The organism is Maritalea mediterranea (genome assembly GCF_021568695.1).
Lineage (GTDB): Bacteria > Pseudomonadota > Alphaproteobacteria > Rhizobiales > Devosiaceae > Maritalea > Maritalea mediterranea.
This window is the reverse complement of the sequence record NZ_JAKGTI010000002.1, coordinates 104,681-123,016: the sequence shown is the minus strand read 5'-3', so window position 1 is coordinate 123,016 and position 18,336 is coordinate 104,681. Positions and strand designations below refer to the sequence as shown.

Here is an 18,336-nt window from a genome sequence, read left to right as displayed (position 1 = left end):
AGCACTATTCGTCTGGTTCTTTTGGGACGGCGGATTGGCCAAAATGGGCTTTGCGCCGCAACAGAAGGCCTGCGCGTATGGCTGTGGTGACGAACCATGCCGCGCCAAGCGTCACCGCAATACCTGCGGCGAAGAATGGCACCCCCGGAAAATAAGTGAACGCTTTTGGCGAGGTGGTAAAAAAGGAAAAGAGCTGGGTGGCCGCCAGTGGACCAACAATAGAGGTGATTGAGTTGACGGCATTGATGCCGCCCTGCAGTTCGCCTTGTGCATTGTCGGCAACGCGGTTGGCCATCAGTCCGGTAAGGCCGGGCACGACCAGGCCGCCCATGGCGCCCATCGCCAGGAAGGTATAAAGGCCGAGTGGGGTGTCGATAAAAGCCATGCCGAAAAAGGCGATCACGGCAAAGGTGAGGCCGATCAAAACAGTTTTGACCTCACCAAACCATCGCATGGAGGGGCGAATTACCAGTGCTTGCACGATCGCGAACATGATGCCGAAGGCGCCCAAAGAGTAGCCCACTTGTGAAGGCGACCAGTCAAACCGCTCAATGGTGAAAAAGTTCCAGATGCTGGGATAGGTCTGCGCGGCCAATGAGAAAAAGAACAAAACGGCGATGAAGGACAATACATAGGGATATTTACGCAAGGACATCAGCGTGCCCAGCGGGTTCGCGCGCTTGATCTCAAAACGCCGGCGCTTGCGCATGGTCAGGCTTTCGGGCAGCACGAAATAGCCAAAGATCAGATTGACAAAGGCCAGCGCTGCGGCGGCGAAAAAGGGTACGCGCGCCCCGAATTCGCCCAGTTGGCCGCCAACCACCGGCCCGATGATAAAGCCTGCACCAAAGGCCGCGCCGATCAGGCCGAAATTCTGTGCTCGTTTTTCGCGGGTGGAAATATCAGCGATATAGGCGGTGGCGGTGGAGACCGCAGCGCCCATAATGCCCGAAAGCACCCGCCCAACGAATAGCCAGGCCAATGTGGGCGCGAACCCCATTAAAATATAGTCGAGCGTCAGCCCCAACAGCGAGAGCAGCAGCACAGGACGCCGCCCGAAACGGTCGCTCAAATTGCCCAAAATCGGCGAAAAAATAAACTGCATCAAGGCATAGACAAACAGCAGAAAACCGCCATAAACCGCCGCTTCAGCCACGGTGCCACCGGTCAACTCCTCAATCAGATGTGGCAGCACCGGAATAATGATCCCCAGCCCGATAATGTCGATCAGAACCGTGATCAAAATGAAGGCGAGCGCCAGCTTTGAGTTCTTTGCTGCGGTCATGGGTTTCCTTTAGGCGGGTATTTTCGTCAATAGACATGCTGCATATAGGGTGCGCAAGTCAATTTTGCACCACCCGATGGCGGATTTCTATTTATTAGGGTTGATTATGTGAACAATCATTTGATGTTTCCGCTATTTTTGTAAATCAAAATGCGCCTATTTTTGCTGCACAAACCAATGGAGGCGATTATGACTGCCAAATTGAAACATGCTGCGAAAATGAGTCGTGGCCATCATGTCCAAGAAGGTGAAGGAATTATGGTGCATCGCTATATCGGGACGCCCGATATTGATGTGATCAATCCCTTCTTGATGCTGGACTGGTTCAAAGTTGAAAGCCCCAAGGGCGCAATTCCGGGGTTTCCGCCGCATCCCCACCGCGGGTTTGAAACCATTACACTGATGTTGAGTGGTCATATGGGCCACCGCGACAATATTGGCAACACAGCAGAAGTGGGGCCAGGCGGCGTGCAATGGATGAAAGCGGCCAATGGCATTATCCACTCAGAAATGCCCCGCGTGGAAGGCGATGAGGATTTGTCAGGCCTGCAATTTTGGCTGAACCTGCCTGCGGCGCAAAAGGCGGATGCGCCAGAATATACCAACCTCGATATCTCCAAGCTGGCGGTTGAAAAACGCGAGAAGGCTAGCCTGCGGGTCATCGCGGGTGAGACCAGCCAGGGCACCAAGGGCCACTTTCTGGACCGGGACACGCGCCCCTTTATTTTGGATGTGACACTTCAGGCGGGGGGTACGCTTGCGGAACCGCTAGATGGGCGTCAAGGGTTTATACTGGTGGTCGAGGGCACAATTAGCCTTTTGGATTCGGATGAAACCACAGCGCTTTATGGCGAAGGCAGCCTTATCGAGCTGAGTAAAGCGGGCGACGCTATTGAAGTGCATAGTGACACAGGTGGGCGGTTTGTGCTGGCCACGGGCGAGGCGTTGAATGAGCCGATCGCAAAGGGTGGGCCGTTTGTGATGAACACAAAGAGCGAAATCTATCACGCCTTTCAAGATTATGCCGCCGGCAAATTCGGGCCAGCGTTGGATTAAGCTAGGCTGTGTTTGATTTGTCTAGCATCCCTTCAAAGGGGTCATGGGCATAAATCCAATCCAGCCTTTTGAGTTGCGCGTCGGGCGACTGGCGCGCAACCACAAAATCTCGCGCCCAAGCCTTGGGTGGGCGCATATGGAAGATCTTTCCGTTTTTAGCAGATTGCTGTTGCACCTTGTCCACGCGTGGTTTGCGCAGCTTTTGGTATTGCGCAAATGCTTTGGCATTGTTCGCTTCGCCAGCCAGCAGCACGGCGAGCAACCCCGCATCCTCCATGCCCATAGCGGCCCCCTGTGCTTGAAAAGGCAACATGGCGTGGGCTGCATCACCGATCAGCGCGATATTGCCTTTATACCAGGTTTCACAATTTACGCCGAACAGTGGCCAGAGGGTGAATTGGTCATAAAATGAGTCGAGAAATGCAGATAAGATATTGTTTTTCTTGATCGAAATTCGGTTTGGATCAAGTGCAATCTCATCTTCGCGAGACACATTTTTCCGGCTATGTCGGGTGAAGAGCGCAACATTGGCGCGTTGCTGGTGTGGGAGGGGATAGACCACCACATGATAGTCAGGTCCCCAAAACAGACTGGTGTGGATGGTGGATAAATGCGCGTCCAAATGCGTTAAGGGCATGAGCGTGCGCCAGGCAATATAGCCAGTGAACTTTGGGGCTTGGCCGTTTACATGATTGATCCGCGTGGGTGAGCGCACGCCATCCGCGCCAATCAGCGCCCGGGCTGTGACCGGATATGGTGTGCCGCGCTGGTCCTTTAATATGATCGAGACGCCGTTGGCAGCTGGGGTCGTGTCAATGTCCTCAACACCAAAATGCATGTCAATATTGGCGAATTTCTTCGCGGCGCGATAGAGGCAATTGAGGAGGTCGGCCCGGTGCGCGACGGCATAGGGTATGCCATTATAGCGTTGACTGGCGAATGCCCCCAGCTGCACCGAATTGATTGGTTTTTCAGCGTTATGCGGGTAAATATCGATTGCTTCAGGCGCAAAGCTGTTGGCGGCGAAATTTTCATCAAGCCCCAACATGTTCAGCACGCGCCGGGCATTTGGACTGATTTGCAGACCGGCGCCATATTCGCTCGGCACCGTTTGTTTTTCCGCCACCACCACGCGAAAGCCAAATTTGGCCAAAGCGATCGCGAGCGTCAGGCCGGCAATGCCCGCGCCTGCAATAGCAATGGTTTTATCGCTGTTGGCCATGCGGCGCTCCAGCTGTGCTGTAAAACTTAAGCAGACTGTTTGTTGTAGGCGGCTTCAGCCGGGGACGCGGCGGCCGGCTTCAAATCGGCATTGTGCACAAAATGAGTCGAGCAATAGGGGCAGACAATTTCATTTTCGTCGCCCATATCCAGGTAAACATGTGGATGGTCATAGGGCGGCAGCGCACCGATGCACTTAAACTCTTTGGTGCCGATCTCGATTTTTGCGACGCCCATGCTGTTCTGAAAATGTGGTGTGATTTGATTTGCCATTGTCTAATCGACTCATTGCCCAATTGAATGCGAGAGGTTAAGTGTGGCGGACATTAACGAACTCGATTGAAAAAAACCAGAGCAAACACCACTTGAAAATGCAAAGTTTTGAGGTTTGCTCGGCCATATGAGGATAGATGCGGTATGCCGACTTTTATGTCTGAAGGCTATGAGATTGCCTTTTCGATTTATGGTGAGGGGCCAACGGTGTTGTTGGTGCATGGCTTTGCCTCAAACGGCAAGGTGAATTGGGTGGAAACCAATTGGGTGGATGAACTGGTTGAGGCCGGTTATCGCGTGGTGACCATCGACAATCGCGGTCATGGCAAATCAGAAAAAATCTATGACACGGCTGCCTATCCCTCCAGCGAAATGGCCAAGGATTCGATCAACCTGATTGATTATCTCGGCGTGAAACAAGTCGCGATAATGGGCTATTCCATGGGCGCGCGTATTTCTGCCTATGTGGCCATGAGTGCACCAGAAAAAGTCGCTTGTGCCGTTTTTGGCGGGCTAGGCGAGCGCATGACGGTGGGCATGAGCAATTCCACCACAATTGTGGATGCGCTTTTGGCCCCAAGTTTGGAAGAGGTGAAGGATCGCACGGGCCGCACCTTCCGCATTTTTGCTGAACATACCAAGAGCGACCTCAAGGCACTGGCCGCCTGTATGGGGTCGTCACGGCAAAAGATTTCCAAAGAAGATGTGTCCAAGATCGAGGTGCCTGTGCTCGTTGCGGTCGGCAGTGAAGATGATGTGGGCGGACGCCCGGAGCCGTTGGCGGAGCTGATGGATCGCGGCGAAAGCCTGGTGATCGAAGGTCGTGATCACATGCGCGCGACTGGGGATAAACAGTTTAAAGAAGGTGTGCTAGACTTCTTTTCTCGGGTTTATCCCGCTGGATAAAGCAACGACGTGAAAAACGAATTGGATATAGCTATGGTTGGCAATATTAATCGCGACAAAAAGCCCAGAATTGTTGATCCGGTGTGGCACGATGTGTGCGCTGAAGCGCGACAGATTATGGCTGACGAACCGGCTTTTTCCAATTTCGTGATTTCCAACGTGCTCAACCACAACAGCTTGGAAGAGGCGATGGCCTATCGCTTGTCCGAATTGTTGGAGCATGCGGACATGTCTGCGGCGATTATCCGCCGGGCCTTCGACGATATGTTGCAAACCAAGCCGGAACTGGCCAATTATTTCCGTACAGATTTAGCGGCCACGCTGGAACGTGACCCGGCCACCAACCGGGCAATTGAGCCATTGCTCTATTTTAAAGGGTTCCAAGCTATTCAGACTTACCGGTTTTTCCACGAATTGTGGAATGCAGGCCGCAAAGATTTTGCGAAATATTTGCAGAGCCGCGTTTCGCAGGTGTTTCAGGTGGATATCCACCCGGCGGCGCGGATTGGTGCGGGGATCATGGTGGACCATGCCACTGGTCTGGTTATTGGCGAAACAGCAGTCGTTGGTGATAATGTCTCGATCCTGCACGCGGTGACGCTGGGTGGCACTGGCAAGGAAGATGGAGATCGCCACCCGAAAATCGGATCGGGCGTTATGATTGGTGCTGGCGCAAAGATTTTGGGCAACATCAAAATTGGCAATTGCGCCCGCGTGGCGGCCGGTTCAGTGGTGCTCAAAGATGTGCCGGAATGCATGACCGTGGCCGGTGTGCCCGCCAAAGTGGTGGGCGAGGCTGGATGTGCCGAACCGGCGCTGCGCATGGACCAGATGCTGCTCGACGAGCCCAATTAAGGATTTCGACTCCATGGAAGCGGCTGAAGAACTGGACGCGGCAGATATGCTCTGGGCGCGTGAGCAAGAAGTTTTGGCGCAACGCGCTCAAGCAGCGGAGGTTTTCGCCGCAGATTTTGTGAGTTTTACACCCGATGGACGGACGCTGACCAAGGAACAATTTGCGGCGCAGCTCCGTTCTGGTTCTTTGGCCGCGGATCGGGCGCGATTATTGTGGCGCGAACAGGGCCAAAAGGACAGCTGTTGTCTAGCGTTTCGTGTGCCTGAAGCGGATGGGCGATTGACCACACACCTGTCCCTTTGGCGCTTCACGGATCGGCAATGGCGTAAACAATTCCATATTTTTGTGGAAGGTGAGGATAGTTTTTAAAAAAGTCCCACCAAAACTTGAGACGCGCGGAAATCTGACTATCGTGCGCAACCAAACAAACAGATGCGGAGTGCATAATGAGAAAAGACGAACTGGTGAATCTGCAAAAATATCTGCAGGCCAAATTTGGCAATCCGCAATTGCTGGTGAAGGCGCGGCCAAAAAAAGATGATTCCGCCGAAGTATATCTTGGTGAAGAATTTATTGGCGTGCTCTATCTGGACGAAGATGAGGGCGAGCGCTCTTTCAACTTCCAAATGGCGATTTTGGACATTGATTTGGACGAAGTTGCCGGTTAATCGGGCTTTGTCATTAAATTGAGTTTGGCGCGCATTTGTGCGTCAAACATTTTCCACTGGGGCAGATATTGCGCCGGGAACTTTATCATGGCGGCGACCCGCCGGGTCACCAACTTGGTTTCCAGACAGTTTGGCACTTCTACCGATTCATCAACCGGCTCAACGCACTTGGCCACAAAGGGCTGAGGGCGCAGCGGGTCGTACCACACGCTTTCATTTTGATAGCCTTCGCCATCTTTAAGTTTGCGACCCACCAATCCGTTTTCATAGCGCGCCGGCTCGGAAGCGAAGCGGTGGATATAAAGGGCGTCCAGCAAATAGGCACTTGGCGTGGTGCGGCTTGCGGGTACCAGGTCTACAGGCACTTCCACCACTTTGGTTTCCAATTGGATCGGAATGAGCAATTGCAGTGTTTCGACGGCGTGTTGTCCTTCGCCCATTGGCGCGACTAGCCAATTGTTTGGCACAAAAACTTCGCCAAACCCCAGCGCGACTTGTTGTTTCTCGCCTACAAAGTCGGGATCAATTTCAGTTTTTTCGGGCTCCAGCGCTTCGAGCCCATAGATTATCCCCAACCCGACGATCGACAATAAGGCCATCAGGAACAGGCTGTTCATGATAACGCTTTGTTTTGTGTTGCTTTTTTTCTTTTTTGTACGGGCCAACTTCCAACTTTCGGCATTAACCATGCGCATCAATGGGACGTGACTTTTGATGTAGGCGGAAATATGTTTAATAAAACGTTAAGAAATTGCCAAGTTGCGAGCGGGGAAGCGATGTCCATCGAATTTTTAATTGCGCTATATATTGTTGCCGTTGGGCTGGCCGTGGCTGGTGTGGGCACCTATTTTTATCAGATGGTGTTCAAACAGGAGGCGATGTTGCGCTTTGACGGGCGAACCTATCTTGGCTCCCTCGGGCATTTATTGATGAGCTTCATGTGTGGCCCCATGATCATGTTACATCTGGGATGGCGCAGCGACGGACAAAACTCTCTATCGATGAGTAGTGTCTTGCTGTCTGCCTTTATCGCTTTTGGTTGGAGCTTTATCACCGGTCTTTTGGCCCTCAGCGTCTTTTTGGCCGTAATCGGCGCGTAGGCCGATGTCGCCGCTTTACCAACTCGGGGCGGATCGCCCCCAGATTGAGGCCATGTTCGTGGCACCTAATGCTTCGGTTGTCGGCAAGGTGAGAGCGGCATCCATGACGAGCATCTGGTTCGGTGCTGTGTTGCGCGGTGATGCGGACATAATTTCCATCGGCAAAGGCAGCAATGTGCAAGACAATGCTGTTGTGCACTGCGATCCCGGATTTCCTGCATTGATTGGTGATTATTGCACGATCGGCCACAGCGCCATCGTGCATGGCTGCACGCTCGAGCGGGGCGTACTGGTGGGCATGGGCGCGATTGTGATGAACGGCGCGGTGATTGGCGAGGGCAGCATTATTGGCGCCGGGGCGATCGTGACCGAGGGGACCAAAGTGCCGCCATTCTCAGTGGTGTTGGGGCAGCCGGGGCGGGTGAAGAAAACGTTGGAAGTTGATTCAATCGAGGCGCGACTTGATCAAGCACAGCGCTATATTGAACGGGCTCAACTGTTCGCCGCGGGGTTGTGCAAAGATCCTGACTGAAAGGGCGAAGGGCCAGCTCGGGGAAGCTGACCCTTCTATTCGGCCGAGAGTGTCAGGGGTTGGAAGGGTGGCCGAATTATCGTGACGCGAGGATCACCTCGCGATTGTCCGCAAGTTCCATCCAGCGACCTTGATGCTGCTGAGATTGGCGCTTGATATAGGTGTAGTTGGTTTCGCTCCAGACTTTGATCAGACCTTCCTGATTGTCCAAGATCAGGTCGCCTCTGTCCGTGCGCACAGTTAGCACAGCATGCCCCTCGCCATTGGCTTGTTTGACCACGGTGATCAGCAAGGTGCTCGGCGCCCAGCCGCGCTCGATCAGGCTGCGGCGTTTGGCCAGAACATAGTCCTCACAGTCCCCATATTGGCGGGGATAGGTCCAGAATTCTTCGGTCTGATACAGATCGATATCGTTGATTGGGCGAACGGCTCTATTCCAATGGGCATTCACTTGCAGGAGTTCATCCCATTTGGCTTGGGTGAGCGTTTCATATGTGATGAGATCATTGTTTTGCCCGCACTCTGCCGGGCGAGATTGGCAAAACTGTGCATGACCAATGGGAATAGATGTTTCGCGCACATCCAATACAAAGGCCTGGTTTTCGGTAATGGCCAGCGCTGGTGCCGACCAAAGGGCGGGCAATGCGGCAACGGCCATGGCTAATTTGCGTACTTTCGCGTTTAAAATCTTCATTTCAAATCTCCCTGACAGAGACCAGAATGAAGAAGAGACTTTTCCCCCTAACGAAAAAAAATGGTGGGGTTTAAATCAAGCTTGAGCCAAAAGATTCAACACCCGTTAAGCATGAAAAAGCCCCGATCGGCGGGGCCGCGGGGCTTGTAATGTCCAATTGGATTGGGGGGGGGCGCTAGTAGCCGGTGTGCAAATTGCGCTGTACGACTGAGAAGACTTCTTGAACAGAAGAGAATTCCACCGCAATGCCATCATCAAAATGGCGCACGACCCGGGCGCGCATCCGGCCCAGCGTGACAGGTGTGCCCATTTGGGGGCGCACATCAATTTCCACCGCCGCGCCCGACAATGAGATATCGATGATCTTGCAATTATATTTGCGGCCATCATCCAGAATGATGCTGGAATGGCGGATATCTGGGACCTGTCGGTCATGGCGGCGATCTTCGGGCAGGTTCAAGATATCTTTGTTGGCAAACCAAGTGAGCTGAGCAGCAATGCTGTCTCGTTTGCGCGGCGACACACAGACTTCCATATGGAAACCACCATCGATCAGATCGAGAATTTTGCCCTCAATGCGACCCACATGGTCAATATAGGCAATGATTTTTTCGCCTAATTTACCGCTGGCCGGGGCAATCACATGTGCGTCGCCCGGTGACATCTCAATAATCTGGCAGGGGAATTCGCGACGATCCTCAAGCATGTAGCGCCCGAGAAGCGACACCTTTACGCTTTGAAAGCGAGAGGGGTCGAAGCTGGGCGCCACGGAAGAACCATATTTCTGAGCGGTCACGTTCAACATACCAACAAGATTATCCACAAAAGAAAGATCGTGGATAAACCTTATCGGCTTTTGGTTAACCGAATGTAAGTGTTGAGGATTTGTTTCGGCCTTATTGTTTGCCGCCGTCAATCACTGCCAAGTGCTGGTAGCGTCGGGCAGAACGCCCAAAAACAGACACCTGACCGCCGTAATTTTCTTGCAGATCTACCAAATCATTTTCTGGTGGCACTTCTGCCTGCATGTCGCGCCCAGACAAGTCTGTGGGATGATCGTCAGGCCAGATCAGGCGCAGACCTGTGATTTTCTGGTCCATAATCGGGTGGGTGCCGAACCAATAGGGCTCTTCAATGGCGGTAATTGCGCCAATGATGCGGGTGTTGGTGGCCCCATTGTGGCGCAAGGGGAGCAAGATGCTTTCAAAAGACAGTGGATGATTGTGCTGGCTGGTGCCGGTAAAAGTCACCAATGCGGCGGCATGGTCGTCGGTAACCGCCTTGATCAGCGTTTCAATCGCGTCACGATCTTTGCGGCGCCACAGATCAAGAAAGGGGCGTGTTTTCAGTTCACGATTGTAGGCAGAACAAATATGAGAGCCCGCCAGGCGGAAGTTAAAACCTGTGCCCAAATTGTCCGCTTCAAGAATAAAGGTATTGGCCAGCGCATGACGAATCTTTGTAGGGTCTACATCGCGACGCTCTGGTGCGCTGCGTGTGCCCCGAAGGTTGTTCCAATAATTATATAGTGTGCGCGTGCTTAGCTTTTGCATGGTCTCGTTTCGCCCCACTGGTTCGTCAATTCTGTTGTGAATTTCGACGCCGCATTTTTTGATTTGTCGTTGGGGCCAATGTGACTCAAACGATCAGAAAAATCGCCCTTAAACCTTTATTAAGGTTAACGCGGTGGGCAAGGTGTGGAAAAATTCGAAAATAGCGGGCATAAACGGGTACTTACCCACTTTGGAGTCGACATGAATAATCCCCAGAATGAGCAAAACCCCCAGAATTCGGGTAAAAATCCGCCTGCGATCAATCTGCCGCCGGTGGTGACTGCGCTGGTGCTGTTTATGGTGTTGTTGCATTTTAGCGCGAATCTTATTCTGACCGATCAGTCACTTTACCGCTTTTTCTTAACTTTTGGCTTTGCACCTGTGCGGTTGCAATATGCACCGGAAATGCCTGGCGGGGTGGGGGCCTTATTCTGGACGCCGTTTACCCATGGGTTCTTGCATGCGGACTGGATGCATTTAACTTTTAACATGCTTTGGCTCGCTGTTTTCGGCACGCCGATCTCGCGTCGTTATGGGCCACTCGGCTTTGCAGTTGTGTTCGGACTGGGCCTGATTGGCGGGGTCATCGGGTATATGCTGGTGCATCATAACACTACGGGCATATTGATTGGCGCGTCCGGTGCGGTTTCTGCGCTGATGGGGGGCGCGCTGCGCTTTATGTACCAACCGCTTTTAAAGGAAATAGATGAGGAAACCGGTGAGGTGCGCATTCTCGGTCGAAGATTGGCCTCACCATCGGAATTGGTGAAAGACCAGCGGGCTGTAGGGTTCACTGTCGTTTGGATGGGGGTGAACCTGCTGTTCGGTCTGTTCCCACAGCTCATGGGCATGGAAGGCGCGAATGTCGCGTGGGAAGCACATATAGCTGGCTTCGTTGCAGGGTTCTTCGCGGTCGCTTGGCTGGAGCGGCGGTTGTTTTAACCGTTATTTGTATTTTTCTGCCGGGTCGAACAGCGGGTCGATCCCGAGGTTATCGACCACATATCCATCCGCCGTTTTTTCAACCGTCCGGTAGAAGCAGGTTTTGCGGCCCGTGTGGCAGGTGGCGCCTGCGCCGGCAGGGGTGGCGCGAACTTGCAATATGTCCTGGTCGCAATCGACTCTCATCTCCACGAATTCCAGGAGTTCGCCTGATGATTCGCCTTTTTTCCATAAGCTGTTGCGCGAGCGAGAGAAAAAGTGAACGTAGCCGGTCTCGAAAGTCAGGTTGAGCGCTTCTTCGTTCATATAGGCGGCCATTAGAAGGGCATCTGATTCCGCGTCAGTCACAACGGCAAGAATCAGCCCATTTGCGTCCAAACGGGGTGCAAAGGCGGGGCCGGTTTCAAGTTCGGTTTTCGATAGGGATTTGGGATCGGTCATTTTGCTCATAGGCGCTTTATAGGATGCGCCTATGAGGAATTCTATATCGATTTTGATTATTTTTGCAGGGCCAGCAGCTGGAAGAAGCGATCTTGTTCCTTCGGTTCTTCTGCGAATACGCCGGTAAACCGCTGGGTCAACGTTATGGCGCCGTGCTTTTTCACGCCCCGCAGCGACATACACATATGTTCTGCTTCAAGCATAACCGCCGCGCCGCGCGGATTAAGACTGTCATTGATCGCGTCAATAATCTGTTGGGTGAGGTTTTCCTGCGTCTGGAAACGCTTGGCAAACACGTCTGTTACGCGACCAAGCTTGGACAGGCCCACCACACTGTCGGTCGGCAAATAAGCGATGTGTGCCTTGCCGACAAAGGGCACCATATGGTGTTCGCAATGTGAAAAGAACGGAATGTCCTTCACGAGCACGATATCATCATAACCGCCGACATCGCGGAAGGTTTTGTTGAGCACTTCCTCAGCATCGAGGCGATAGCCCTCAAAGAATTCTTCATAGGCTTTAACCACCCGTTTCGGGGTTTCTTGCAACCCTTCGCGGGACACATCTTCGCCAGCCCATGCCAACAATGTGCGCACGGCCTGTTCTGCCTCTTCGCGGGAAGGGCGAACAATTGTTTTGGGCTCAGATATTTCTTTTTTTAGGGGTTTGATGGTCGCATCCATAATCATCTCCTGATGGCGTCGACCTTTTATACGGAGCCAGCGACTGAACGGATTGCCATTTCACACGCCAAAGTGAAATTCCGGGCACTGGCTTGGTTTTGCTTGACCTGCACTATATGATGCTTACCTAAAAAGAAACAAGTAGTCTGGCGCTTAGGCAGGTTCACAATGTCGTTTGGCGATATTTATAATCAAAAAATTCTTGAATATGCGGGCAATCTGCCCGATCTGCCGCGTTTGGATGCACCAGATGCGAGCGCTCGGCGGCATTCGCGGGTGTGTGGTTCGACAATCGAAATTGATATGATTCTGAAAAAGGGCGTGGTTGCCGCCTATGGCCATGAGGTGGCAACCTGTGCGCTGGGCCAAACCGCAGCGTCGATCATGGCGCAGCATATTATTGGTGCGACCCCGGATGAGCTGCGCCTGGTGCGCACACAAATGCAGGCGATGCTGAAGAGCAACGGACCCCCGCCAACGGGCCGGTTTGAAGATTTGAAATATTTGGAGCCGGTGAGAGATTTTCCGCAACGCCATGCATCTGTAATGCTGGTGTTTGAAGCGATCTGCGATGCGCTGGACCAAATTGAGCAGCAAGCCAAAAGCGCATGAAGCTGTTGCATTGGATCGGGCGTATCCTAGATTTTCCCTTTCGCTGGAGTGCTATCGGATTGATCACTCTATACCGTTATACCTTGTCGGCCTTTATGGGGCGCACCTGTCGGCACGCGCCAAGTTGCTCCGAGTTTACCTTGCTCGCAATCAAACAACATGGCTTTTGGCCCGGCGGGTGGATGGGGGCAGCGCGCATCTATCGATGCCGGCCCGGTGGCACGGATGGATTTGATCCTGTACCTGACAATTTGCCAAAAAAGGCAAAATGGTATGCCCCTTGGCGGTTTGGGCGCTGGAAATAATTTCAAAACATGCTAAAGCAAGCCCTTTGACGGACCACAGCGCAATAGTGCGCGTGGCGATTGACGAGATGAAATGGAGAAAGATCATGGTCAATGTGTCGTTTCCTGATGGTGCAATTCGAGAATATCCTCGGGGTACCACCGGCACCACCATCGTTGAGTCCATTTCCAAGTCGTTGGCCAAGAAAACTGTGGCCATGCGTATCGATGGCGAATTGTCCGATTTGTCCGACCCGTTGAATGAAGATTGCGCCATTGAGTTTGTGCAGCGTGATGACGAGGCGGCATTGGAGCTGATCCGTCACGATTGTGCGCACGTGCTGGCGGAAGCGGTGCAGGAATTGTGGCCAGACACTCAGGTGACCATTGGCCCCGTAATCGAGAATGGCTTTTATTACGACTTTGCCCGCGATCAGCATTTTACCGAGCAGGATTTTGAGGCCATTGAGAAAAAGATGGCTCAAATCATAGAGCGCGGCGCTGAGTTCACCAAGGAAGTTTGGGATCGAGAAGAAGCCAAACGGGTTTTTGCGGCCAAGGGCGAAGATTACAAAGTTGAATTGATCGACGCCATTCCCGGCGATGAAGATTTGAAGATTTATAAGCAAGGTCAATGGTTTGACTTGTGCCGTGGTCCACACATGCGCAGCACTAAAGATGTGGGCATGGCGTTTAAGCTGACCAAGGTGGCCGGAGCCTATTGGCGCGGGGACAGCAACAATAAGATGTTGTCGCGCATTTATGGCACCGCCTGGGCCAACCCAAAGCAGCTTAAAGCCTATTTGCACATGATCGAGGAAGCGGAAAAGCGTGACCACCGGAAGTTGGGCAAAGAGCTGGACCTGTTCCATTTGCAGGAAGAGGCGCAGGGCTCAGTGTTCTGGCATCCAAAGGGTTTTAACATCTATAATCAGATGGAAAGCTATATTCGCCGCAAGGTGAACGCTGCAGGCTATAAAGAGATTAAAACCCCGCAGCTGATGGACAGCAAACTTTGGGAAAAGTCAGGCCACTGGAGTAAATTCCGTGAGGACATGTTTGTGGTGCCGGATCTTGAGTTTTCATCTGACGCCGACCAGCTGGAAGTAGACCCCGAAGCCAAATTGATGGCGTTGAAGCCCATGAACTGTCCGGCGCACATTCAGGTGTTCAATCAGGGCATCAAATCCTATCGCGATCTGCCGCTGCGCTTCGCTGAGTTTGGCTGTTGTCACCGGAATGAGGCGCATGGGGCGTTGCACGGGCTGATGCGCGTGCGTCAAATGACTCAGGATGATGGGCACGTATTCTGTCGGGAAGATCAAATCACTTCAGAAACCGAGGCCTTTTGTGCATTGCTCGATTCCATTTATGAGGACATGGGCTTTACCGAGGTGAAAATCCTTTTGGCGACACGCCCTGATACGCGTGCAGGCACCGATGAAACTTGGGATCAGGCTGAGAAAGGGCTAGGTGACGCCCTGCGCCAGACTGGTCGAGAGTTCGAAATCGCCGAGGGTGAGGGCGCCTTTTATGGGCCAAAACTGGAGTTCCATTTGAAGGATGCTATTGGCCGCTCCTGGCAGTGCGGCACCTTGCAGCTCGACTTTGTTTTGCCCGAGCGTTTGGATGCGTCTTACATCGCGGAGGATGGCTCTCGCCAACGGCCCGTGATGCTTCACCGCGCTATTTTGGGTTCGCTTGAGCGCTTTATCGGCATTTTGATCGAGAACCATGCGGGCCGGATGCCCATGTGGCTGGCGCCAGTACAGGCGGTGGTTGCAACCATCATTTCTGACGTTGATCCAGCGGCCATGAAGGTCGTGGAAAAGCTGAAAGCGGCTGGCTTGCGGGTCGAGACGGATTTCCGCAACGAAAAGATCAACTATAAGGTGCGGGAACACTCCACCCAGAAAGTGCCCGCCATTCTGGTGCTTGGCGAGCGGGAAGCCGAAGAGGGGACCGTTTCCATTCGTCGCCTTGGCGAAAAAGGCCAGAAGGTCGTGAGCGTTGATGAAGCGGTTGCTTCTTTAGCGGCGGAAGCCACACCTCCTGACTTGAAATAGATTAAAGAGCGGCGCGTATTTGATTGGCTTTGGCTGATGAATATGCGCCGCTTTGCACGGCCAATACGCGGCCTTGCCGGTCAATGACCACAGCATAGATTTGATTTTTTCCACCTAGTCCTAAATTTTTGCGAAAACGCGTTACATTGGTGTAAAGCGTGAGGGTTTTCGCGCGGGTCGCCTGAGACGGGATGCCCGACCGCATGCCGTTTTCAATTGCACCACCAATCAAGCGCAACGCTGAAGGCAGAACGGGAAGTTCGTAGAATTTGGCTTGCCCCGCATTTTCCAGCTGCTGGGCAAAGGGCAGCCACGTGTTCACCTGAGCCTGTTGTTCCTGTTCGAATGCGATAAACAGGAGCGAGCGGTTGGCATTAAAATCTGCAGGTAGATTGACGCTGCGCCCATTCAGATCTTTGGCGCTGATATTTGGGAACTGCTGAGCAAGAGCGGTATTGGCTGTGATAAATAGCGACAAAAGGGCTGCAAAAGTTAGCGATAAGGTGCGCATAGGTAACTCCATTGTGTTGGGTTATCTACGCGCTTGCTCCTCAATTAGATTAGTTAATTGCGCGGGCCTATTCGGTGATGATCTCGATTTCGCGCGGCAATCCGGGCAATACTTCAAATTCTCGGTTGAAAACGCGATCGCCAAGTTTCGCCAACAAAATATATTCGCCTTGCGCCAACACAGTTGCCGGGAAAGCTGTTGCTTCCTCATAAACGGTTTCACCCGCTAGGGATTTGACAATCCAGCTGGTGTCGGCAATGGCTTCGCCACCCGGCTCGGAGACCAGTTTGAAAGTGACTTGCGCGGCCTTGTGATAGAGAGTGGCTTCTGTGAGTTGCCCGGGGCTAACTTGCAGGTCTGCTTTTGCCGTGGCGTTTACATTGCCGAAATAGGAGGTGACAGAATAGGTGCCTGAGTTGAGGTGCAATGTTTGGTCAGGCTGAACGGCGCGGGCGACCAGCACAGATTGTCCCTCGGCATCGCGGGTGTGCACATTAAAACGGACAAACCGATCCGGGATGTCGATATCGCCTGAGATCGCGGCGTTTAGTTTTAACCCGCCAACATCCAAAATGATGTCCAATTGATTCGGGCCGGGTTCCACGGTGACTGTGTCGGATGCCTGCGCCAGGCCATAGGCAGCATGGACCACATATTGTCCCGGTGAAAGGCTGAAAACAGCTGGGGTTTCGTCCGTTTTGTCGAGCAATTCCAACTCACCCTGTTCGTTGGGTGTTGTGCTAAAGATTCGCCAAATAATGCCTTGCGGGATGATGTCGCCATCCTCGGCCACTTTGGCGGCGATTGTTACCGGCTGTGGTTTGCCAGGGGTCGGCGGTGTGCGGGTTATTGCTGGCGTCGCTTCCTCCGGGTCAACCGAAGTCGCGGGCGCGTTTTCGGGGTTGCCGCCTTGCTCTGGGGGCCGCGGTGGTGGCACGGGGGCGCTTTCCTGCGCGTAAGCGGCAATGCCACCAAGGCTGAGCGAGAGGGCAATAAAAGCTGCCAATAAACGAGACGGGCGATTTGTGATGACCATAGGTGCACTTTAGCTTAGATTTGGTTCAAATTTTGGCAATGCGTATTCAGAATGTGCATTAGCTATGACATAAGTGCAATTGGTTAAATTGGTTAGAAAAAATGCACAATAAAGGACTGACTGATGACGCAACACGACTCGCTCATTGAGTATCTGAAAACCCGCCGTTCTGTAACAGCTCCTTTTCTGTCCAGTCCGGGCCCGACAGTGGCAGAGCTGGATCAGATTATGGAAATTGGTATCCGCGTCCCAGATCACGGCAAAATCGCGCCCTGGCGGATGGTGGTTTATCAGGGTGCAATGCGTGAAACTGTTGGTGAGAAGCTGGCGAAAATTTGGCAGGCCAAACATCCTGAAGCGGATGCAGAAATGCTGGATGTCGAGCGGAAACGCTTTTTGCCCGCACCAGTGACCATCGGCGTGTTGGCGCGGCCTCAGTCCCATCCGAAAGTGCCGGAGCTTGAACAGCTTCTTTCTGCGGGCTGCGTGTGCTTTAACCTGGTACATGCAGCGCACGCGCACGGCTATGCCGCCCATTGGGTTACTCGTTGGTTCAGCTTTGATCACGAGGCGGCAACCATGCTTGGCGCACACGAAGGGGAGCAGTTTGTGGGCTTTGTCCATATCGGTACGCCAGAGGTGCCGCCGCAAGAGCGCGACAGGCCGAAACTGCGCGATGTGGTGAGCTACTGGCATGAATAGTTGGGCAAACGCGTCAAAATTTGCTACTCTAACACCTTAACAATCAAAAAGTTGCGAGGGTTTTGTGCCCACCATCGACCCGAATAGCCTTTCGCCAGAATTGACCCGAGCGCTGACCCGCGCGGGGGACAAAAATGGTGTGGATTTTGGTTATTTGCTGCAAACGGCGATGCGCGAAAGCTCACTAGATCCTGAGGCCAAGGCAGCAACCTCCTCAGCGGTTGGTCTGTTCCAGTTTTTGGAAGGCACCTGGCTGGAGGTGATCAAAGAAGAGGGGCCGAAGTTGGGTTATGGTGATCTGGCCAATAAGATCAGGCGTTCTGATCGTGGCTATGAGGTGATCAACCCGCAGGAAAAATCCCGTATTCTTGCGTTGCGCGAAGACCCGGAGATGGCTGCCGATCTTGCGGCCGCCTTCACCCGCCGCAATGGCGACTATTTAAAGGACAAGTTTGGTCGTATGCCCAGCCCTGGTGAGCTTTATATTGCGCACTTTTTGGGGGCAGGCGGCGCGGAAAAACTGTTTGAATTAGGGCTGGAGCAGCCCAACGCCATAGCCGCAGATCATTTTGGCCCGCAGGCGCGCGCCAATCGATCGATTTTTTATAAAGGGGATCAGCCCCGAACGATTAAAGAGGTGTATCAGGTGTTGGTGCGTCATCATGCGCCGGAAAATGCGGATCAGGCTGCGGCAACCCAGTTCGCGGCGCAACAAATGGCGCTGGATAATAAAGGGCCATTTGCCGTGCGCCAGCCCGCGAGCTTGGTGAATCCATTTGAATCGCTTTATCGGCCGACCGGTGTTCCTTCCAACAGCTATCAAACGGATGACGCGGATAGCGGCGCTAAGAAACAGAGTTTTTTCAGTTCTTTATATAAGAAATGAGTTCGGTCACTCGCCACCCGATTTATGGT

Annotated in this window: 24 protein-coding genes; 13 read left to right on the top strand and 11 right to left on the bottom strand. The window is 53.0% G+C overall.

Going from position 1 to position 18,336, the window contains the following annotated elements:
* Positions 1 to 4: 4 nt before the first annotated feature.
* A complete protein-coding gene (locus L1I42_RS09615; protein WP_236114313.1) occupies positions 5 to 1,285 on the bottom strand; it encodes a TCR/Tet family MFS transporter in 1,281 nt (426 codons plus the stop codon).
* Positions 1,286 to 1,474: 189 nt separating this feature from the next.
* Between L1I42_RS09615 and L1I42_RS09610 the strand changes: the two genes are divergently transcribed.
* Positions 1,475 to 2,341 (top strand): pirin family protein, encoded by an 867-nt coding sequence (locus L1I42_RS09610; RefSeq protein WP_236114312.1) that lies wholly within the window; start codon positions 1,475 to 1,477, stop codon positions 2,339 to 2,341.
* Between the two features lies 1 nt (position 2,342).
* Here L1I42_RS09610 and L1I42_RS09605 read toward each other — a convergent pair whose 3' ends face one another.
* Together L1I42_RS09605 and L1I42_RS09600 are read right to left on the bottom strand one after the other, a co-directional pair.
* Complete coding sequence (locus L1I42_RS09605; protein WP_236114311.1) at positions 2,343 to 3,563, bottom strand: FAD-dependent monooxygenase; 1,221 nt, start codon at positions 3,561 to 3,563, stop codon at positions 2,343 to 2,345.
* Between the two features lie 26 nt (positions 3,564 to 3,589).
* The gene (locus tag L1I42_RS09600; protein WP_236114310.1) at positions 3,590 to 3,835 is read right to left on the bottom strand and encodes a zinc-finger domain-containing protein; all 246 of its coding nucleotides are present in this window, start codon (positions 3,833 to 3,835) and stop codon (positions 3,590 to 3,592) included.
* Between the two features lie 144 nt (positions 3,836 to 3,979).
* Here L1I42_RS09600 and L1I42_RS09595 point away from each other — a divergent pair, with 144 nt between their 5' ends.
* From L1I42_RS09595 to L1I42_RS09580, 4 genes are all read left to right on the top strand, one after another.
* A complete protein-coding gene (locus L1I42_RS09595) occupies positions 3,980 to 4,741 on the top strand; it encodes an alpha/beta fold hydrolase (protein ID WP_236114309.1) in 762 nt (253 codons plus the stop codon).
* A gap of 33 nt (positions 4,742 to 4,774) precedes the next feature.
* Positions 4,775 to 5,596: a serine O-acetyltransferase gene (gene cysE, locus L1I42_RS09590; protein ID WP_236114308.1), complete on the top strand. Its 822-nt coding sequence runs from the start codon at positions 4,775 to 4,777 to the stop codon at positions 5,594 to 5,596.
* Positions 5,597 to 5,609: 13 nt separating this feature from the next.
* A complete protein-coding gene (locus L1I42_RS09585; RefSeq protein ID WP_236114307.1) occupies positions 5,610 to 5,966 on the top strand; it encodes a DUF4440 domain-containing protein in 357 nt (118 codons plus the stop codon).
* Positions 5,967 to 6,043: 77 nt separating this feature from the next.
* Positions 6,044 to 6,265, top strand: coding sequence for a DUF3126 family protein (locus tag L1I42_RS09580; RefSeq protein ID WP_236114306.1), 222 nt, complete (start codon positions 6,044 to 6,046; stop codon positions 6,263 to 6,265).
* Here L1I42_RS09580 and L1I42_RS09575 read toward each other — a convergent pair.
* Complete coding sequence (locus L1I42_RS09575) at positions 6,262 to 6,882, bottom strand: hypothetical protein (RefSeq protein ID WP_236114305.1); 621 nt, start codon at positions 6,880 to 6,882, stop codon at positions 6,262 to 6,264. The two genes, L1I42_RS09580 and L1I42_RS09575, sit on opposite strands and share 4 nt — an antisense overlap.
* A 159-nt stretch (positions 6,883 to 7,041) precedes the next feature.
* Here L1I42_RS09575 and L1I42_RS09570 point away from each other — a divergent pair, with 159 nt between their 5' ends.
* Together L1I42_RS09570 and L1I42_RS09565 are read left to right on the top strand one after the other, a co-directional pair.
* Positions 7,042 to 7,365 (top strand): DUF6949 family protein, encoded by a 324-nt coding sequence (locus L1I42_RS09570; RefSeq protein WP_236114304.1) that lies wholly within the window; start codon positions 7,042 to 7,044, stop codon positions 7,363 to 7,365.
* Positions 7,366 to 7,468: 103 nt separating this feature from the next.
* Complete coding sequence (locus tag L1I42_RS09565) at positions 7,469 to 7,897, top strand: gamma carbonic anhydrase family protein (RefSeq protein WP_305067708.1); 429 nt, start codon at positions 7,469 to 7,471, stop codon at positions 7,895 to 7,897.
* Between the two features lie 76 nt (positions 7,898 to 7,973).
* On the opposite strand, the gene L1I42_RS09560 is transcribed toward L1I42_RS09565, so the two are convergent.
* From L1I42_RS09560 to L1I42_RS09550, 3 genes are all read right to left on the bottom strand, one after another.
* A complete protein-coding gene (locus L1I42_RS09560) occupies positions 7,974 to 8,591 on the bottom strand; it encodes a transglutaminase-like cysteine peptidase (RefSeq protein WP_236114302.1) in 618 nt (205 codons plus the stop codon).
* A gap of 175 nt (positions 8,592 to 8,766) precedes the next feature.
* On the bottom strand, positions 8,767 to 9,396 hold the full coding sequence (locus L1I42_RS09555; RefSeq protein ID WP_236115031.1) for a PilZ domain-containing protein: 630 nt from the start codon (positions 9,394 to 9,396) through the stop codon (positions 8,767 to 8,769).
* Between the two features lie 91 nt (positions 9,397 to 9,487).
* Positions 9,488 to 10,144 (bottom strand): PAS domain-containing protein, encoded by a 657-nt coding sequence (locus tag L1I42_RS09550; RefSeq protein ID WP_236114301.1) that lies wholly within the window; start codon positions 10,142 to 10,144, stop codon positions 9,488 to 9,490.
* A gap of 201 nt (positions 10,145 to 10,345) precedes the next feature.
* On the opposite strand from L1I42_RS09550, the gene L1I42_RS09545 reads away from it, so the two are divergent.
* Positions 10,346 to 11,086, top strand: a complete 741-nt coding sequence (locus tag L1I42_RS09545) for a rhomboid family intramembrane serine protease (RefSeq protein ID WP_236114300.1) — start codon at positions 10,346 to 10,348, stop codon at positions 11,084 to 11,086.
* A gap of 3 nt (positions 11,087 to 11,089) precedes the next feature.
* On the opposite strand, the gene hisI is transcribed toward L1I42_RS09545, so the two are convergent.
* Both hisI and folE read right to left on the bottom strand, forming a co-directional pair.
* Positions 11,090 to 11,536, bottom strand: coding sequence for a phosphoribosyl-AMP cyclohydrolase (hisI, locus tag L1I42_RS09540; RefSeq protein WP_236114299.1), 447 nt, complete (start codon positions 11,534 to 11,536; stop codon positions 11,090 to 11,092).
* Positions 11,537 to 11,583: 47 nt separating this feature from the next.
* On the bottom strand, positions 11,584 to 12,210 hold the full coding sequence (folE, locus tag L1I42_RS09535; RefSeq protein WP_236114298.1) for a GTP cyclohydrolase I FolE: 627 nt from the start codon (positions 12,208 to 12,210) through the stop codon (positions 11,584 to 11,586).
* Positions 12,211 to 12,378: 168 nt separating this feature from the next.
* On the opposite strand from folE, the gene L1I42_RS09530 reads away from it, so the two are divergent.
* The 3 genes from L1I42_RS09530 to thrS all read left to right on the top strand — a co-directional run bounded on the left by L1I42_RS09530 (position 12,379) and on the right by thrS (position 15,172).
* Entirely contained in the window at positions 12,379 to 12,822 is a 444-nt protein-coding gene (locus L1I42_RS09530; protein ID WP_236114297.1) for an iron-sulfur cluster assembly scaffold protein, read from the top strand.
* Positions 12,819 to 13,127, top strand: coding sequence for a membrane protein insertion efficiency factor YidD (gene yidD / locus L1I42_RS09525; RefSeq protein WP_236114296.1), 309 nt, complete (start codon positions 12,819 to 12,821; stop codon positions 13,125 to 13,127). Before L1I42_RS09530 ends, yidD begins: the two co-directional genes overlap by 4 nt.
* An 86-nt stretch (positions 13,128 to 13,213) precedes the next feature.
* Entirely contained in the window at positions 13,214 to 15,172 is a 1,959-nt protein-coding gene (thrS, locus tag L1I42_RS09520) for a threonine--tRNA ligase (RefSeq protein ID WP_236115029.1), read from the top strand.
* Position 15,173: 1 nt separating this feature from the next.
* On the opposite strand, the gene L1I42_RS09515 is transcribed toward thrS, so the two are convergent.
* Entirely contained in the window at positions 15,174 to 15,683 is a 510-nt protein-coding gene (locus L1I42_RS09515; protein ID WP_236114295.1) for a hypothetical protein, read from the bottom strand.
* 67 nt (positions 15,684 to 15,750) lie between these two features.
* On the bottom strand, positions 15,751 to 16,719 hold the full coding sequence (locus L1I42_RS09510; RefSeq protein WP_236114294.1) for an RgsD C-terminal domain-containing protein: 969 nt from the start codon (positions 16,717 to 16,719) through the stop codon (positions 15,751 to 15,753).
* A 123-nt stretch (positions 16,720 to 16,842) separates the two neighbouring features.
* Here L1I42_RS09510 and L1I42_RS09505 point away from each other — a divergent pair, with 123 nt between their 5' ends.
* Together L1I42_RS09505 and L1I42_RS09500 are read left to right on the top strand one after the other, a co-directional pair.
* Positions 16,843 to 17,421, top strand: coding sequence for a nitroreductase family protein (locus tag L1I42_RS09505; RefSeq protein WP_236114293.1), 579 nt, complete (start codon positions 16,843 to 16,845; stop codon positions 17,419 to 17,421).
* A gap of 64 nt (positions 17,422 to 17,485) precedes the next feature.
* Positions 17,486 to 18,307, top strand: a complete 822-nt coding sequence (locus tag L1I42_RS09500; protein ID WP_236114292.1) for a hypothetical protein — start codon at positions 17,486 to 17,488, stop codon at positions 18,305 to 18,307.
* The last annotated feature ends 29 nt before the right edge of the window (positions 18,308 to 18,336 follow it).

Excerpts from the sequence above, each read along its gene's own strand:
- L1I42_RS09615 (WP_236114313.1), bottom strand. The coding sequence starts at position 1,285 with ATGACCGCAGCAAAGAACTCAAAGCTGGCGCTCGCCTTCATTTTGATC.
- L1I42_RS09610 (WP_236114312.1), top strand. The coding sequence starts at position 1,475 with ATGACTGCCAAATTGAAACATGCTGCGAAAATGAGTCGTGGCCATCAT.
- L1I42_RS09605 (WP_236114311.1), bottom strand. The coding sequence starts at position 3,563 with ATGGCCAACAGCGATAAAACCATTGCTATTGCAGGCGCGGGCATTGCC.
- L1I42_RS09600 (WP_236114310.1), bottom strand. The coding sequence starts at position 3,835 with ATGGCAAATCAAATCACACCACATTTTCAGAACAGCATGGGCGTCGCA.
- L1I42_RS09595 (WP_236114309.1), top strand. The coding sequence starts at position 3,980 with ATGCCGACTTTTATGTCTGAAGGCTATGAGATTGCCTTTTCGATTTAT.
- cysE (WP_236114308.1), top strand. The coding sequence starts at position 4,775 with ATGGTTGGCAATATTAATCGCGACAAAAAGCCCAGAATTGTTGATCCG.
- L1I42_RS09585 (WP_236114307.1), top strand. The coding sequence starts at position 5,610 with ATGGAAGCGGCTGAAGAACTGGACGCGGCAGATATGCTCTGGGCGCGT.
- L1I42_RS09580 (WP_236114306.1), top strand. The coding sequence starts at position 6,044 with ATGAGAAAAGACGAACTGGTGAATCTGCAAAAATATCTGCAGGCCAAA.
- L1I42_RS09575 (WP_236114305.1), bottom strand. The coding sequence starts at position 6,882 with ATGAACAGCCTGTTCCTGATGGCCTTATTGTCGATCGTCGGGTTGGGG.
- L1I42_RS09570 (WP_236114304.1), top strand. The coding sequence starts at position 7,042 with ATGTCCATCGAATTTTTAATTGCGCTATATATTGTTGCCGTTGGGCTG.
- L1I42_RS09565 (WP_305067708.1), top strand. The coding sequence starts at position 7,469 with ATGACGAGCATCTGGTTCGGTGCTGTGTTGCGCGGTGATGCGGACATA.
- L1I42_RS09560 (WP_236114302.1), bottom strand. The coding sequence starts at position 8,591 with ATGAAGATTTTAAACGCGAAAGTACGCAAATTAGCCATGGCCGTTGCC.
- L1I42_RS09555 (WP_236115031.1), bottom strand. The coding sequence starts at position 9,396 with ATGTTGAACGTGACCGCTCAGAAATATGGTTCTTCCGTGGCGCCCAGC.
- L1I42_RS09550 (WP_236114301.1), bottom strand. The coding sequence starts at position 10,144 with ATGCAAAAGCTAAGCACGCGCACACTATATAATTATTGGAACAACCTT.
- L1I42_RS09545 (WP_236114300.1), top strand. The coding sequence starts at position 10,346 with ATGAATAATCCCCAGAATGAGCAAAACCCCCAGAATTCGGGTAAAAAT.
- hisI (WP_236114299.1), bottom strand. The coding sequence starts at position 11,536 with ATGAGCAAAATGACCGATCCCAAATCCCTATCGAAAACCGAACTTGAA.
- folE (WP_236114298.1), bottom strand. The coding sequence starts at position 12,210 with ATGGATGCGACCATCAAACCCCTAAAAAAAGAAATATCTGAGCCCAAA.
- L1I42_RS09530 (WP_236114297.1), top strand. The coding sequence starts at position 12,379 with ATGTCGTTTGGCGATATTTATAATCAAAAAATTCTTGAATATGCGGGC.
- yidD (WP_236114296.1), top strand. The coding sequence starts at position 12,819 with ATGAAGCTGTTGCATTGGATCGGGCGTATCCTAGATTTTCCCTTTCGC.
- thrS (WP_236115029.1), top strand. The coding sequence starts at position 13,214 with ATGGTCAATGTGTCGTTTCCTGATGGTGCAATTCGAGAATATCCTCGG.
- L1I42_RS09515 (WP_236114295.1), bottom strand. The coding sequence starts at position 15,683 with ATGCGCACCTTATCGCTAACTTTTGCAGCCCTTTTGTCGCTATTTATC.
- L1I42_RS09510 (WP_236114294.1), bottom strand. The coding sequence starts at position 16,719 with ATGGTCATCACAAATCGCCCGTCTCGTTTATTGGCAGCTTTTATTGCC.
- L1I42_RS09505 (WP_236114293.1), top strand. The coding sequence starts at position 16,843 with ATGACGCAACACGACTCGCTCATTGAGTATCTGAAAACCCGCCGTTCT.